The sequence below is a fragment of the Candidatus Nitrohelix vancouverensis genome (assembly GCA_015698305.1).
In the GTDB taxonomy this organism is placed as follows: Bacteria; Nitrospinota; Nitrospinia; order Nitrospinales; family VA-1; genus Nitrohelix; species Nitrohelix vancouverensis.
In genome coordinates this window covers 1,358,449-1,374,320 of sequence record CP048620.1, presented here as the reverse complement: position 1 = coordinate 1,374,320, position 15,872 = coordinate 1,358,449, and the positions used below count along the sequence as shown (strand labels likewise).

The following is a 15,872-nucleotide window of genomic DNA, read 5'->3' as shown; positions in this document are numbered from 1 at the left end:
TCTCCTCAATGGAGACTGGAGAATGTTTCATGTGCGCAGGCGTCTTATGAAAACAGCCCTGATATTTCCGCCGCAATGGTACCCGAGCCAGCCTTACCTGTCTCTGCCGACGCTGACCGCGTATTTGCAGAAGCAGGGCTTCGAAGCGGATCAATTTGACTTCAATATTGAAAGCTACGACATCCTCCTGAGTCGGCCTTATCTGGAGGAATGCGTCGAGCAGATTCGCGCCCGGCTATCCGCCCCGGCGATGTCTGAGGAAGACCGGGAAGTGCGTCCGGTGTATCGGCAGATTCTGGGCGACGAGGCTTATCTGGAGTCGGTGTTCTCTGAAGTGGAGGACGCCAAGAAGGTCTTGCGCTCGGAGGATTTGTTCTTTCAGTTTCCTTTATACAAGGACGCCTACACGACGCTGAAGATCGCGATGAAGCTCATCTCCTTCGCGCATCATCCGAGCCGTATCGATCTCGATTCCTTTTTCATGCAGGGCAACCCGGAAGAGAATCTCAGCGGGATCATGACGGCGACGCAGGACAGACTGCGCAATCCTTTTATCAAACTATACGAAGAGCGTCTGCTCAAGCAGGTTTCCTGGGACGACTACGGGCTTGCGGGCATTTCCATCATTCACGCCGGACAGGTCATCCCCGGCCTCACGCTGGCGCGTCAGCTCAAGCGACTGCGCCCGGACCTGCATATCGTGATCGGCGGTAGCGTGTTCGCCCGGCATCAGGATTTGCTGGGGGACAAGCAAGTCCTGTTCAAGGAATTTTTCGACAGCGTCGTGCTGTTCGAAGGCGAACTGCCGCTGGAAACCCTCATTCGACGTCTCGAAGCGGGAGAGAGCGTCGACACGGTGCCCAATCTGATTCACCTGAAAGACGACAAGGTGGTGCACAATAGCCGCGAGAAGGCTTTGCCCTACGAGCGACTGGCCCGCCCGACCTTCGACGCGCTTCCCCTCGACAAATACCTGATGCCGTATCCGGTGCTTCCCTACATGGCGAGCCGGGGCTGTTACTGGGGGAAATGCACTTTCTGCACGCATAGCTTCATTTACGATTCGCATTACCGCAAGGAAAACGAAACGCAGGTGGCAGAGGATATCGACTATCTCGGCAAGCGATACAACACGCGCTTCTTCACTTTCTCGGACGAGGCGATTTCTCCCAACGCTTTCAGCCGCATGTCCAAGGCCCTCTTGGCGCAGAAAACGCCGATGCGCGCCCTCGGCATGTTGAAGTTCGAATCGGGAGAGGTGGAAACGCCGGGCCTGTTCAAAGAGATGTTCGACGCCGGTTTCATCATGCTCTTCTTCGGCCTGGAGAGCGCCAACGACCGCATCCTGTCGATCATCGACAAGGGTTGCGATCAGGCGACGGAAAAGCGGGTCTTGAAACACAGTTCCGACGCGGGCATCTGGAACCATCTGTATCTGTTCTTTGGCTTCCCGACGGAAACGCGGGAGGAAGCCGAGGACACCATCCAGTTCACTGTGCAGAACAGCGAGTCGGGAGCGGGCACCATTCATTCCGTCGGGCAGTCCATCTTCACGCTGGAGAAAGATTCCGCCATTTATCACAACCCGGCCAAGTTCAAGATCGACCGCATCATTCACGATCCCAATCGCGATCTCGCCATCATATTTGATTATGAGATCAACGAAGGCATGGCCCGCGACGAAGTCATGGACGTTTACGAATCCTTCGATGCAACCATCGAAGAAAATTTCGAATCGCGCCGGGTCTGGAAATTTTTATCGAGAGAACATTTTCTTCTCTACCTGGACAGGTACGGAAAAGAAGGCATTCAAAAAATGGCGATGGACGGAGCCGCCGAACAACAAACGGTGAATTAGCCGGGAACAGACGCGAACGCAAGCGCGTTCGCCATCTTGACAGGATGCTCCCGATCACCTAAAATTTTTTTAACCCAAGCATTCTCAAATCACCTGATAAGGAGTTTTACGCCATATGTCGGACAAGCCAACCAAACCCACCGACTGGGTCACAATGAAAATTCACCCCGAGATCTTCGAAGAACTCGGCGTTAAAGATCCTGAAGAAACCAAACGGGAGATGGCCATTTCCAAGCGATTCCGTCAGGTAAAAAAAGAACTCAACAAGACTCCCGACGATCTGGATTTGCTCACCGAGCTGGGTTCCCTTTATATCGACGGCGGCAACTACGAAGACGCCATCAAGGAACTCAAAACCGTCGTCAGCCGGGATAAAAAACACGCCAACGCCTACAAACTGCTGGGCACCGCCTACGCTCTGCACCAGCATGAGGACGAAGCCATCATCACTTTGAACAAGGCGACGGAGCTGGCGCCGGACGATCCGGAAACCCATTTCAATCTCGGCGGCGTTTACATGTTGAAGGATTATTTTCAAAATGCGACGCAATCGTTCAAACGCGTGGTCGAACTCGATCCCATGGACGCGATGGGCTACGCCAATCTCGCCGCGGCCTACGACATGCAGGGCATGTACGACGAAGAAATTCAGGTCCTCAAAAAAGTGCTGATGTTCAATCCCGAAGACAAGGAACTGCGATCGGCGTTGTCCACGGCCTATTACCACACCGGCAACTATGAAGAGGCGCTCAACAGCGCGCTCTGCGTTATTGAACTCGACGACAAGGACCCGCAGGCCTTTTGTAACCTGGGAAGCTGTTACTCCAGCATGGACATGACCGACGAAGCGGTCGACGCCTTCAAAAAAGCTATCGCCATTTCGCCGGATTATTCTCTGCCGCACACCAATCTGGGCAGTCTCTACGCGACCATCGGGCGCGTTGAAGCGGCGATCAAGGAATTCAAGCAGGCGGCGTCGCTCAACCAGTACGACAGTCTGGCCTGGTTCAACCTCTACAACTGCTACAAGGAAGTGGGCCGCGCCGAAGACGCCAACGACGCCTATCGACGTTATGAAGAGATCATGAAAAAGAGCACGGAAGACGCCGGAACGGTGGACCACAACAACATCCCCGGCGGCGTTTCGCAAACCGGACAACTGGCCGGCGGCGGCACTTTGGATCAGGCCCAGCCTGGCACCGAAGGCGCCATGCCAGAGAACTAGACCGGTTTCCATTACATGACGGAATCTTCAAACCCGCTGGAACCTTTGGGCGATTTTCAGCCCGCGGACTACTGGCAAACGCATGTCAACGCGATCTTCTACGGCATTCAGGGTCCGGCGATCCACGATCACTTCCAAACTTTCGTCAGTCGGGACTACCGACTGGCGCATGCTTTGGCGGACGATTTTCTCGCCAAGGCGCTGACGCGAGCGGATCAGGAATCCCCCTGGTATGTACACGAATGGGGCGTGGGCAACGGCAACCTCGCCGCCTGTTTTCTCTCCCGCTTGAAAGAACAGGACGCCGAAGGGCAGGTCTATGCGCGCACGCATTATCTGCTCTGCGATTACTCTGAGGAAATTCTCAAAGGCGCGCGCGCTCATCCCCTCCTGCTCGAACACAAAGACCGTTTCACAACGATCCAGATCGACGCCGGAAAATCGGACAATTTCAAACCCGCATCCGCGGACAAAATCATCTCAAACGAAATCTGGGACGACCTCGCGGCCAAGGTTCTTCTGAAACATCAAGGCGTCTTTTACGAAGAATACCTTCAGCCCCTGATGATCCCCAACCGATCTCAAGACGACTGGGAAGCGCTCCGCCGCCAGTTCAACGACAAGGATCTTGCGTCCCTCGCGCAACAACCTGAGGTATTGCCTGCGATTCACTGGGAACGCAGTTTTCAGAGAGTCGATATTTCAGACTGGCCCTATGCAGAAATCATCGAAGCGCATTTTGAAAAGGTCGTCGACGAGATCCCCGTTCCCGTCAACATCGGAGCCTACGCCGCGCTGGAAAAAGCGCGCGCCACACTCAAACCCGACGGGCAAGGCTATACCGGCATGGATTACGGCATGTTGTCCATGAAGGAAGTCAATCTGGAAGGTCGCCCCTACTTCAATCTCTATGGCGGGCAGTACACCAATATGGTCAATTTTGAATTGCTCGCCGAGGTGGGCAAGGCCGTCGGGTTTGCAAGGGTCGGAACAGAATTGCAAAAAGACTGGGTGGCTCGGAATGTCGGCGACGCCTTGATCAGCGTTGTCGATCTGGTTCAGGAACATCCGCGCGCCATGGAAATGGAAGCCTGGGATCGGGACCTGCTCATGCTGGAAACCTTGCATGCGCTCAACCACGCTTACAAAAGTCCCTACAAAAACAAAATGAGTTACCCGCCGATGCCCGGCACGCCGAAAAAACAGAAGAAACTGATCGCCAAACTGGCGGCGGCGTTGAGCGTTAGGGGCGTGCCCGACACCGTCGCATACATCACTCTGGAGGAAACGCAGGGCGCGTTTGCTCGATTACGTAAACTGGGATACCGGGAAAAAGACCTGGATCGCGCATTCACCCAGGCGCCGCTACCGATCGCATTCATCCGCGCCAACTTCTGCTGAAACGTTGGCCCTCGCCGGAGATGGCGTCAGATTTGACGGCCAATGCACAAGGTGCCTAAAAACTTTTTCTTCACGTCATCTTTAAAAACCAGCTCGTCGGGAACGCTCCACAAACCATAAGTATCGAAAGAAAACCGCATCTCTTTCAGTTCCCCCGAGATAGTCGAGTCTTCGTTAACCTTCACCGTCAACTCCAAACCAACCGTAGTCAACGGCCCGACTCCTTTTGTCGCCAGCCGTTCCATTTCATCCTCGCTGGGCGGTTTTGGAAACAACATATTCACCGACCGCCCCACCAGTTCCACCGGATCGTAACCCAAAAACTTGAACGATGAATTCGCAAAGATAAACTGCCTCTCCGGGTTCAGTTCAAATATCAACTCGGATGCCTTCTCTACGATCGTCTTGTAGAGATTGGCCGTTCCTGCAAATTTTTCAAGAAGCGCTTCTTTCTCGGCCAAAGCTTTTTGAAGACGCAACAAATTACTGACACGCGCCACCACTTCCTCGCGGTTGAAAGGCTTGGTCACATAATCCGCGCCGCCGATCCGAAACGCTTCCAATGTATCTTCAACGCCGGACACGGCAGTGATGAAAATAACAGGAACCTGTTGAAGCTCTGGATCGGCTTTGATCTTTTTACACACTTCCAGACCGCTCATTCCCGGCATCTTGATATCCATGAGGATGAGATCTGGAACTTCTCGCGTCAAAAGCTCAAGCGCTTGCTCGCCGGATTTTGCGACGAAGAGATTGCAACCCAATTCCTTGAGGGTCCCAATCAACACGTCAAGGTTCTGGGGCATGTCATCCACCAGCACAATTCTCATGCCCTTAAATTCTTTTTCTGCGGTATCCATAAATGTCTCAAGTTTTGATCGCGTCAGCTGGCGCTATCTGGAAAAGCAAAATAATTATAACCGCATCCGCCTTTCGGGGAAAAAAACCGGCGGAACGCAATGCGTCCGCCGGTTCATTATTAATCGAGCACAGGACTAAACAGCCGGCACTTCCTCTTCTTCCGACTCTTCAGAAAAATAATCGTCGTCCTCGTCGTCTTCGCCAATGAGGGTGTCGGGAGCGTCGATCACCATTTCCGCTTCCTCCTCCTTCACTTCCAGCCCAGTGAGCGGAAGTTCTCGCCAAACGACGATCCGGCAATTTCCCCGGTCGCTGATATACAGACGAAAACAATTATCCTCATCGTCCTCGTCGTCATCCCGACGTTCCAATCGAACTTCGTCATCGTCAAAATCATCCGAACCTTCCAGCTCCGCAATCGGCTCATCATCCAGGTCGGCCAGACCGGCTTCTTCCCGACTCAATCCTTCCTCGAGATGCAGGCCGTAAGGGTCGTTCAGAGTCGAAGACGAGGCTTCGCCAAAACGGTTGGGTTTGTTATCGTAAAAATTGGTCTGCCCGAACACGCGGTCCGCAGGCTGACCATTTTCCGTCGGCAACTCTTTCCAGTAAAGCACCCGGTTGTTGCTGGTATCGGAAACGAACAATCCGTTGCGTCCATAAACGACATCGGTCGGGAAGTACATTCCGCCCGCGTTAGCGCGGTTGGAACCGGCGCCCATATTCACGTCGCGGCTCTGAAAATCTTTCTGACCCAGCACCAGATCTGCAGGCTGACCGTTTTCACGCGGCAACTTGTTCCAGATCAAAACGCGGTTGTTGCCCTGATCGACAACGAACAGCTTGTCCTCTTCAGCGTCATAATGAACGCCTGTCGGGAAGCTCATCGTATCCGATTCGACGTTGTCGAAATCGCCGCGGTTGGGTTCGCGTTCGTCCATGCCGAGTTGCCCCAGACAGATGTCGGCGTTCCAGCCGTCGCCAAAAGGGATTTTCTTCCACATCAAAACGCGATGGTTGTCTTTATCCGCAACGAAAACATGCTGGTCGTCGCCAGAGCAGATGCCCATTGGAAAAAATAACGATCCAGAACCAATGACGCTACGGCGGTTGGCTTCGTTACAATCCATATTGTCCTGCCCCAGCACCATGCTTGGCGGCTCGCCGTCGTCGCTGGGCAGACCCGACCACCTGAGAACGCGGTGGTTGCCGCTATCCACCACATACAACTTGCCGTCGATAACAGCCAGATCGGCGGGTTGCGACAAGGTGTCTTCTTCACACTTGCTGATGGTGAAACCGTCGAGGCTTTCGTCGCCGAGGCCCGAAGTCATTTCATCCAGAGTGGTTGTCATACCTCGATTTTCCAGACAGTCGGCGAAATCTTCCTGCCCCAGAACAACGCTGGCAGGCTCGCCATCTTCCTCAGGGAACTGATCCCAAATCAAGACGCGATGGTTGCCGCGATCCGATGCAAAGAGCATTTCGCCATACTTGGTAATGTATTGGGGTTCGCAAAGCGTATTATCCCCTGGATCGTCGGCGCCGCGATTGGCCTGGGTGACGGAAAAGTCGCCCTGCCCAAGGACCATGTAGGCGCCTCGTTCAGGTTTGGCCTGCTCGTCGACTTCGTCGATTTCATCCAGTTCGTCTTCTTCAAGGACTTCGTCCAGATCGTCAATTTTCTGAGACGGTAAAAAATCCTTGTCTTCATTCTCATTTTCAGCTTCGCCGTCCTTTACTTCATCTTCCGACATGTTTCCCCCATATGAATTAAGATACGATTACTTGATCCTTATCTGTCCCCAAGATGTAGCTTGCTTATTTTGGCAAATTCAACTTTTGCCACATTGAAATCACCTTACGACCGTTGCGGTCGTGGTTCGCGCCGTCCCAAATGGCGAACGACATGAGAACCGGTTTTTCATTCTGAAAAAATATATCCCATTTATTCAGGGTTTCCAAAGTGCGATAGAATACCACGCTCCAGACCCCATCCTTCCACTCGCCCTGCCCCAGAATATTCTGCTTGGTCTGCGGTTGAGGCGTCAAGGTCCCAAAGCCCTCGGCGTTCAGTTCTTCGACGGGAACATCGCGGAAGGGATTTAATGAATCCACAGGATTCACTTCCCCGCCAAACACCATCACGTCCAGGTCGATACCGTCCGTCGCGTACTCCAGTTTTTTCTTAGTTTCGATCTCCGTTTGCCAATCGGCGCGCCACTGCCAGATGTTGACGACTTTGCCGCGATTGCCCATCCCGAAAAACGGCTCATTGTGCCCGTGTTTGTGCAGGACCGCATCTCCCAATGCAAATTCCAGAGCCACGGCGTCTTTAAAATCCTGATGCCGCGACGAGGACTTATCCGGCTTGGGGTCTTCCCACTGCAAACGAAACGCGATGGCTTCGTCGTTTTTCAGGGTCTGCACCTTGATCCGGTTCACTGGGTTGTTTCGTGCGCTTAACGGTAACATATGAACGGCCTGAATGGGAACTGTATTCCATCGTTCGTGGTTCGGGTCCAGATCGATCTCCTGATCGGTCAGGCTCACTTCCAGATCGACCTCAAATCCCGCTGGCTCATAGCGTTCGCCATTGATTTTTGAGTCGACAAAATGAGTCAGGCTCCAACGCTCTTCATCGCTAAGATCCGAATAGGCCTTCATCGGCGTGCCGTCCAGTCCCGCGGTCAATGTCAGGTAAATATCTTCAGGTTGGAAGCCAAATTTATAAGTGTTCGGATTCGTTAAATCATAGATAAATACCCGGTGATCCCAGATATCGAACAGATTCGAGGACAATTCGCCGGAGCCTTTCAGGTCCGAACCATGACACCGCGCGCAACGCAATTCTTTATATAATTCGGCGCCCGTTGCAAGCGACTCAGGCGTTGGGGCGGGAGCCTTGCCGACTGGAATCGGCTCTTTCATCTCTTCCGTTTTGAAGCGGTCTGAAAATCCCTTGATGTATTCAATCACCCCCCAGACTTCGGCTTCGGAAAGAGAATCTTTCCAGGCCGGCATGCCCGTGCCGGGGATACCGCGAACGATGGTTTTGTAAATATCCTCATCGAGAGGAAGCGAGCCGGAAGGCGTGGAACGACGCTTGAACACGCCGTTTCGAAAATCTCTCGGCCAGGGGTAAAGGTAGGACGTTACCTTACCGCCGCCGTTGCCGTCTTCGCCATGACAATAAATGCACATATGCTTGTAGACAGTCGCCCCCAGAGCGTTTTCTTTCACGGACGTCTCCGCCTGGGCCTTGCCCTCAAAGGAACCAGCGGCCGCGACAATGCCGACCGCCATCATAAAGGTAATGAATTTTTTAACGAACATGGGCGCGGGGAGTGGACAGGGTATAGAGTTCTTCGTTGCCGTTCAAACCATCCTCTGCAATATCAACCCAGATATCGCGACAGTTCTTTCTAAAATCAACGCCCTTACAGTAAAACAAGGGATGTTTATTGGTGAAATAGATTGCGGGATTTGAAAAATAAACAGCCATTTTATCATACCGGGCCATCTCGATCGCTTCCTCCATCGTGGTGTCGCTGGTAAAAACCTTGCGCATGATCTTTCGTATCACCATATAGTCAAGCGTTCCATCCTGATCCAGATCGTAATAGGTGGAGATGAGGCCGGGGACGCTTAGCAGTTCCCAGCCGCGATAGGACGGCGCTTTCCACCCCGGTTCCTTGGGGATCGCTTCCAGAACGCTGTTCGGCGTTTGGGGAGAGGCGCCGCTCATATCATCTGACGAAGCGGGAACCGCGTTGAACGCCGACCATGTCAGCGCCAGAAAGAAGAAACCCAGATATCGTCCCATCTTCATCATATCCTTACCTCGCTCTGAGATTGTTAAGGATTTTTCAATATATTTTAGATGATAACGCACCCAACGCAAAAAAAACTTTTCAGCCCGGCTCATCCAGCCGCTTCCAGAGCCTGCCCTACATTCGGGAACACGGAAAATACCTGATCGAGTTTTGCCATTTCAAAAACCTCTCTTGGCGAGCCTTGCAGACCGGCCAGCAGGAATTTTCCGTTCAACTCTTCCAGACTGCGCATGCAGTTGATGAAAACGCTTAAAGTGGAACTGTCCCAATAAGATACTTTTTCCAAATTGACGACAAATTTTTGAAAACCGCGTTGTATGTAAGCGTCTATCAAACGGTTCAGATCACCGGAATTATAGATATCCAACTGCCCGCTCAATTCAATGACGATGACGTCTCCCTCGTCGCGGCAATTGATATCTATCTTGCCCATCAGGCCCAAAATTTCCTTGTGGATTTTTTCCATGATTTTAACGTCAGATTATGGGTGAATAAAGCGAGTTGTTTCCATTATTTATTATAGCAAATTTCCCGCGCGATTGATCGCCGCACAGAACCGGAAGCCATGCAATATCACAGACCGGTCGTACCCGCTGGCAAACCATCGTAAACAAGACTTCCATTCGCCAGGGCCAAGGCTCGATGACCATAAGATCGGGCCAGTTCCGGCTGATGCAAATTACATAAAACCGTCACCTGATATTTCTGATTGATCTCGCTCAAAAGCCGCATGATCGAATGCGCAGTCTCCGGGTCCAGACTGGCGACCGGTTCATCCGCCAAAATGATATCCGGCTTCTGCATGAGCGAGCGCGCAATGCCAACGCGCTGTTGTTGTCCGCCGCTCAAGGTCCCCGCCGCCTGATCCAGTTTGTCGCCCAGCCCCAGATCGTTCAACAAGGCAACCGCTTCGTCCACCCGCTCTTGAGGGAATCGTCCGAACAGGCTGGCGAGCCAGGGCGCCGCGCCCAAACAGCCCGAAAGGGCGTTGACCAATACCGACCGGGTCTTGACGAGATTGTAATTCTGAAACACCATCGCGATTTTGCGACGCAAGCGACGCAATTGTTTCGGTCGCGCCGAGGTAATGGATTCGCCGCCCAGGACCACCTCTCCTGAACTTGGCTCCACCAGACGATTGATGCATCTCAGCAAGGTGGATTTTCCCGCTCCGCTTTTCCCCAGAATAACGACAAACTGGCCTTTTTCAATAGTTAACGAAACATCGTTCAAAGCGGTGGAGCCGCCGGGGTAGGTTTTGCAAAGATGTTCGATTTGAAGCGTCATGATTCTCAGGGATTCCCCGCCGCGTCGAACTCCAGGCCCATATACTTTCTGGCGTCGCGCACCGGATCAAACAAGGCATCCAGATCGGCCAGACCACTGATGCCATAGATCTGCTTCAAAACTTTTCCGCCTTCAGGCGTTTTCGATAATTGCATCAGGCCATCCTTGATGCTTTGCTTGATTTTGGGGTCCAATCCTTTACGCGCAGAAACCGTGTCGTTGGGAATATCGCTCGTATAAGCTAATATTTGAATATCTTTGAAAACTTCCGGGAAATTTTTTGCCACCGCCGCGCGCGCATCATCGTAAGCCGCCCCGGCATCGACCTGACCTTTGAGCAGAGACAGGATCACCGCGTTGTGCGATCCGGCAAACAGGGTTTTGCCAAACAAGGTGTCCGGGTCCAGACCTTTTGACCGGAGCAGAGCCTTGGGGTACAAATGCCCCGAGGTCGAGGCTGGGTCTCCATAGGCAAAGGTCTTGCCTTTCAGGTCGGATAGCTGGCGGATGCCCCGGTCGCTACGCACCATGATCTGACCGCGATAGAAGGGGCTGCCAAAGCGCATCACAATGAGCAGTAAGTCCACGTCGAATTTTTCCCTGGCCATGACATAACTGAAGCTGGCCAGCCAGCCGATGTCCACCTGACCCGCCCCCATCGCCTCCACCACCGCAGCGTAACTGGTCGCGACGGAGGTTTTAAAATGAAGCCCCGTCGAAGCATGAAGCAGACGCGCTATTTCTTCGCCGCCTTTCAAAATCACCTGACTGTCGCCGGAAGGCACAAACATCATGCGCACGGGATTGTCCGCCGAACCGCGACTTTCTTTGGCGCCAAGGCCATCCGCCCAGCCTGCAATTGCCGTCCAGACGAGCAGGGCGATCATCAAAATTTGCTGACGAATCTTCATGACACAATCAGGGGAAAGGTATTTAAAGGCTGTTTGTATACAATCCGTTCATTGTAGCGTTGCGACCTGAAAAAAGCATAAAAAAAAGGCGGAACGCCTTACGGCGCCCCGCCTTTTAAAAAACTTACTACTCTTATTTCATGAAATCTTCTTGAATGTATTTAATAACATCCCAGATTTCGTTATCTTTCAGCATCTGCTTGATCATCGGGGTTCCAGGAGAACCGTTTTTGATGATCCAGTACATTTGGCCAGGGGAAATATCTTTCATCGTTTCCGCACAGGTAAAGTTACGAGGTTTCGGCTTCAAGCCTGCGCCCAATTTGCCATTACCGTCGCCATTTTTACCATGACATTGCATACAAGCCATCGGCTTAGCAGATTTCTGATACAGCTTTTCGCCGTTAGCCTTATTCGCTTTAGCCGTCATATCTTTACCAGCATCACCGCCCGGCGCAGATTTCGTCTTACGCGGTTGGGGGCATTTAGTAGCCGCATACGCGCTACCGGCCATAACCCAAGTAAACAAAGTAATCATTACCACAACCAGAACTTTTTTCATCAGTTGTTTCTCCTTAATTGAAAATGGTTGTAAAACCCTCTCACCTAAAAAATACTAAATTCCCGAGTAGAGAAGCCGAAATCACATCAGCCTCAATAAATTCAAAAATGCATCCCCGTAAGTCGTTCGACGCTCAAAAGGTATTGCAGAATCGACTATTTATATAATCCGGCAAAAAAGAAAAACGCATTATAATCAATCAAGCCCTGCTGTCAATAAAAAATTAAAACTGACACCGGGGGGGTGGAAGCGCCCAATATATTCACTTCTAATGACCATTTTAGCCAAAAATTAATGCGCGCGCTGATGCAACCGGCGCAGGAGAAACACAAAAACACCCTTTAATTTCAATAATTTAATCAGCTCTGGCTTGCGTCAAGCTTTCAGCAAAGTAGAAAGGACCTGCCACGAAATATTGCAGTAAAGCTAACGCTGATAATCGCTCGAATTGGGGCTGGCCCCTCTCGCTCAGGGCTTTTCAATTTTATGTCTTTTATGAGAAATCCTTCCTTATTATATCGTCGCATTTCGCCCCACCGCTGGCAGGAATCCTTATCCACTTCCAATTGAGCAAGCATTTGATATATTTGGACAGACTTTCAATGCTCCGGTCTCGTCAGCAGAGTTCGACCTGAGATGTGGCGCAACTGCGGAAAATCAGAAGTGAACGGGTAGCCAACAAATACAAACATGCCGGCCCCCTCCCGGCAACCCCATTGCGAATGAAGAAACCTCCATTAAATGACGCCTGCCGGGAATGAACGCCATCCTCTTCCCCATTCTTTTCCTGAGTTTTTACCTTGTCGGCCGTTTTGCGGCGTCCAGAGTCGGCATCCGATTCGAATCCCGTAGCGAATCGCTGGCCTTTTGCCCGCCTCTGGGCATGCTTTTGTTGAGCCAGGCGACCTGCCTGCTCGGCTTTCTCGGTTTGTTTCATCCCATCGCTTTTTCTACGCTACTGATTCTGGCGCTGTCGACGGGATTGCCCCGACTCCACAAAAGCATCGCCAGCCCGCCATCAACCGAATCCAACTCGTTTCGCCTCAAATCGCCGCTGGAAAAAATATCCATCGCCTGCCTGTCTCTACTGGCTCTGCTTTCCCTGATCCAAGCTCTGGGTCCGGCCTTTCATACCGACGCGCTCGTCTACCATCTGGCGATTCCCAAAACCTATCTCGAAGCCGGGCGCTTTGTGAATCTTCCGGATAACGTTTACTCGTTTTTCCCTCTGCATTTTGAAATGCTCTACCTGCTCGCCTATGGGCTTGGCGGAGAGGTTCTGGCGCAACTGGTCGCATGGGCAACCAGCCTGCAACTCGTTTGTTTGATTTACGTCTATTGCCGCGCCAAAGGCGCGGGAGCCTGGGCCGGGTTCGCCGCGGCGGGATTCCTGTCGACGCCGACCTTTTTCCAATACAGTTCCGCAACCTATGTGGACTTGCCTTCCGCTCTTTACGCCCTCGCCGCTTTCTTTGCCTGGGAGCTGTGGAGAGAACGCAGGCAAAACGGCTGGGCGCTTCTTCTCTGCCTGTTCGCGTCCACCGCCACGGCGACAAAGCTCACTGCAGGCATGGCGCTTCCGCTGGCCTTTCTGGGAATCCTCCTTTACAGCGCCGCGCACAAGGAAAGCATCGGAAAAATTTTTCAGAGAATCGGGCTTCTCGTTTTATCCGTTCTGTTCATCATGAGTCCCTGGTGGGCCAAAAATTTTTATTACTCCGGCAACCCCTTCGCTCCCTTTCTCATGGAATGGCTGGGCGGCGAGCCGGGTTTGAACTGGGATGTCGCGCGCTCGATGTTAAAAAGCGAGTATTACGCAATGATGGGCATGGGAACCGGAATTCTCGACCTGCTCCTGCTCCCCTACAACCTGAGCGTCCACGCCAAGTCGTCAAGCGTACAATTTGACGGCTCCGCAGGCATTCTTATACTGCTCCTGTTACCGGCGCTATTCGCCCTGCCTCGCAAACAGCGTCCGCTCATTTTCGTCGTCTGCGTTCTGGTCTTGTTCTGGTTTTACAATTTCCAGTTCCTGCGCTTTCTCGCGCCAGCGCTGGCGCTCTTCGCCGTCGCTTCCGCCCTTGGCTTGCAAACGATCAGCCAATCGATTGAATCCCTTCGCCCTGGATTGAAAAAAACGCTGAGACTTCTCCTCCCGACGACGCTCGCACTCGGCCTGCTGTATAACCTGAGCCTCGATGTCCAGAACTGGAGGGACACGCAGACCATCGCCTATCTGACCGGACAGGAAAAACGGAGCGCGTTTCTAAACCGTCACATCCCGCAATGGCCCGCCTACCAGAGCGCCAACGCAAACTTTGGCCCCGAGGATAAAATCATGCTGGCCTATATGCGCAACCTCGGCTACCTGCTGGAAATCCCTTTTACGAGCGACAGCTTTTTCGAAGCCTATACCCTTCAAAAAATTCTCAAAACCCATTCCAGCGTCGAAGAGATCTCTCAAGAAATGCGACGCAGGAACCTCGACGGTATTCTGTTTGACTCGCGTTATATCTTTGGCGCCGGAGCCGCCTTGTCCGAACACGAGCAAATCAATTTCCAGCGTTTTCTCAAGACCAGAGCGCTTCCCCTGTTGGAAAAAAACCGATTCCACCTCTATCGCTTTATGCTAAACTGATTTTTTTCTGAAAAAGGCGAAGCCTTGGACGCGGCGATAACGACACAAGCCCGGCATTTGGCGACGCGTAAACGCTGATTTCAGAAACGCAGAACAGTCTTTGTGATTTTTGTTTCAAGGAGAAGTTTGACATGTCCCGATTAGCCGAAGAAAAAAAGAATATCCTCTTCGTTATCCCCAAAGACTATTACGACGAAGCCCAGTTTGAAAACACTTACTTGCCTCTCAAGGAACGCGGCGCCAACTGTGTGATCGCATCGTCAAAATGGAAGGAAGCCGTTGGCATGAAAACCGGGCGGCAGATGCCGGATGTGTTGATTGTCGACGCGATGGAAGGAATCACCGGAGACAGCTACGTCGCCGGGGGACGCGGCGTGCGCCAGATCAAAGGCATCTTTCACGGAGTGGTTCTGATCGGCGGAAGCGGCGCGCGCAATTATTTATGGAAAGACGATATCCTGCGCCTGCTCATCAACGACCGATATCGATCCGGATTTGTTTTGGGAGCCATCGGTTCCGCCGTGCCGGTAATCAGTAATGCCGGTCTCGCGGACAACGTGGAACTCGCCGTCGAGGACGCCCCAAAAACCCGCAAAGAAATCGAAAGAACCAAGGCTCATATTTCGGATTCCCCCTTCGTACACAGCGACCGCATCATCACCGCCGCCAACGCCGAGCAGGCAGGGGAGCTGGTCGACGCAGTGGAAGAAGAAGTTCTCAAAACTCCGCTCAAATAGCAAAACAGATTCGATAGCTGTTTGAAAACCCGATCAAATACTTGAATTGATTCGATAGCTGTTTGAAAAACCCGATCAAATAAAAAACGGTATCGAGAGTATTGAAAAACCCGATCAAATAAAAAAAAAGGGGTAACGACCGCTCACGCAGTCGTTACCCCGCAATAAAAAAAGTTACCGCCCCTCCGCCGCTCTTTCTTCCGCCGCCTTGATGATCTTCATACGCAGTTTGAGCGCCGAATTCAATTCCTTAACGATACGGTCATTTGCATCCGGGAAAAACAGCTTCTGATTGAATTCATCCAGCGTATGCGTTTCAAGCAACTTGGCGAACCCTTCATCCACGAAAGGACGCGTCATTTGCAGAATGCCCTCGAAATAAACGATGATCTTTTCGTATTTGTCCCAATTTTCAGAGATCAAATTACGAATCGTATCGCCAGCCGGTTCTCCATCCTCCGACATTCTACCCGACGGGGTTGAGGTGTTCATGATTTTATAGATGTCTATCTTGAATTCACTTTCCATAAGCTCTACTCAATAATGAGGTTGCAGT

General features: G+C 52.1%; 13 protein-coding genes and 1 pseudogene. 5 read left to right on the top strand and 9 right to left on the bottom strand.

All coding sequences use genetic code 11. The features are described 5' to 3' along the window. The first annotated feature begins 46 nt into the window (after positions 1-46). The 3 genes from G3M78_06470 to G3M78_06460 all read left to right on the top strand — a co-directional run bounded on the left by G3M78_06470 (position 47) and on the right by G3M78_06460 (position 4,484). Positions 47-1,858, top strand: a complete 1,812-nt coding sequence (locus G3M78_06470; GenBank protein ID QPJ65051.1) for a radical SAM protein — start codon at positions 47-49, stop codon at positions 1,856-1,858. Positions 1,859-1,973: 115 nt separating this feature from the next. Next, positions 1,974-3,083 carry a tetratricopeptide repeat protein gene (locus G3M78_06465; GenBank protein ID QPJ65050.1) on the top strand — a complete coding sequence of 370 codons (1,110 nt, stop codon included), beginning with the start codon at positions 1,974-1,976 and terminating at the stop codon, positions 3,081-3,083. Positions 3,084-3,098: 15 nt separating this feature from the next. Continuing rightward, on the top strand, positions 3,099-4,484 hold the full coding sequence (locus G3M78_06460; GenBank protein QPJ65049.1) for a hypothetical protein: 1,386 nt from the start codon (positions 3,099-3,101) through the stop codon (positions 4,482-4,484). Positions 4,485-4,510: 26 nt separating this feature from the next. On the opposite strand, the gene G3M78_06455 is transcribed toward G3M78_06460, so the two are convergent. The 8 genes and pseudogenes from G3M78_06455 to G3M78_06420 all read right to left on the bottom strand — a co-directional run bounded on the left by G3M78_06455 (position 4,511) and on the right by G3M78_06420 (position 11,941). Continuing rightward, complete coding sequence (locus G3M78_06455; GenBank protein ID QPJ65048.1) at positions 4,511-5,344, bottom strand: response regulator; 834 nt, start codon at positions 5,342-5,344, stop codon at positions 4,511-4,513. A gap of 135 nt (positions 5,345-5,479) precedes the next feature. Then, a complete protein-coding gene (locus tag G3M78_06450; protein QPJ65047.1) occupies positions 5,480-7,102 on the bottom strand; it encodes a hypothetical protein in 1,623 nt (540 codons plus the stop codon). Positions 7,103-7,166: 64 nt separating this feature from the next. Then, the gene (locus G3M78_06445) at positions 7,167-8,681 is read right to left on the bottom strand and encodes a c-type cytochrome (protein ID QPJ65046.1); all 1,515 of its coding nucleotides are present in this window, start codon (positions 8,679-8,681) and stop codon (positions 7,167-7,169) included. Beyond that, positions 8,671-9,048 (bottom strand): annotated as a pseudogene (locus G3M78_06440) (hypothetical protein). The gene G3M78_06445 and the pseudogene G3M78_06440 overlap by 11 nt, the downstream one beginning before the upstream one ends. A 221-nt stretch (positions 9,049-9,269) precedes the next feature. After that, positions 9,270-9,647 (bottom strand): STAS domain-containing protein, encoded by a 378-nt coding sequence (locus G3M78_06435; protein ID QPJ65045.1) that lies wholly within the window; start codon positions 9,645-9,647, stop codon positions 9,270-9,272. Between the two features lie 107 nt (positions 9,648-9,754). After that, complete coding sequence (gene phnC, locus G3M78_06430; protein QPJ66786.1) at positions 9,755-10,471, bottom strand: phosphonate ABC transporter ATP-binding protein; 717 nt, start codon at positions 10,469-10,471, stop codon at positions 9,755-9,757. A 2-nt stretch (positions 10,472-10,473) separates the two neighbouring features. Continuing rightward, entirely contained in the window at positions 10,474-11,379 is a 906-nt protein-coding gene (locus G3M78_06425; protein QPJ65044.1) for a phosphate/phosphite/phosphonate ABC transporter substrate-binding protein, read from the bottom strand. Between the two features lie 133 nt (positions 11,380-11,512). Further along, positions 11,513-11,941 carry a cytochrome c gene (locus G3M78_06420; protein ID QPJ65043.1) on the bottom strand — a complete coding sequence of 143 codons (429 nt, stop codon included), beginning with the start codon at positions 11,939-11,941 and terminating at the stop codon, positions 11,513-11,515. 757 nt (positions 11,942-12,698) lie between these two features. Here G3M78_06420 and G3M78_06415 point away from each other — a divergent pair. Beyond that, positions 12,699-14,579, top strand: coding sequence for a hypothetical protein (locus tag G3M78_06415; protein ID QPJ65042.1), 1,881 nt, complete (start codon positions 12,699-12,701; stop codon positions 14,577-14,579). Between the two features lie 131 nt (positions 14,580-14,710). Beyond that, the gene (locus G3M78_06410) at positions 14,711-15,316 is read left to right on the top strand and encodes a hypothetical protein (GenBank protein QPJ65041.1); all 606 of its coding nucleotides are present in this window, start codon (positions 14,711-14,713) and stop codon (positions 15,314-15,316) included. Positions 15,317-15,490: 174 nt separating this feature from the next. On the opposite strand, the gene G3M78_06405 is transcribed toward G3M78_06410, so the two are convergent. After that, positions 15,491-15,844 (bottom strand): STAS-like domain-containing protein, encoded by a 354-nt coding sequence (locus tag G3M78_06405; GenBank protein QPJ65040.1) that lies wholly within the window; start codon positions 15,842-15,844, stop codon positions 15,491-15,493. Positions 15,845-15,872 lie beyond the last annotated feature (28 nt).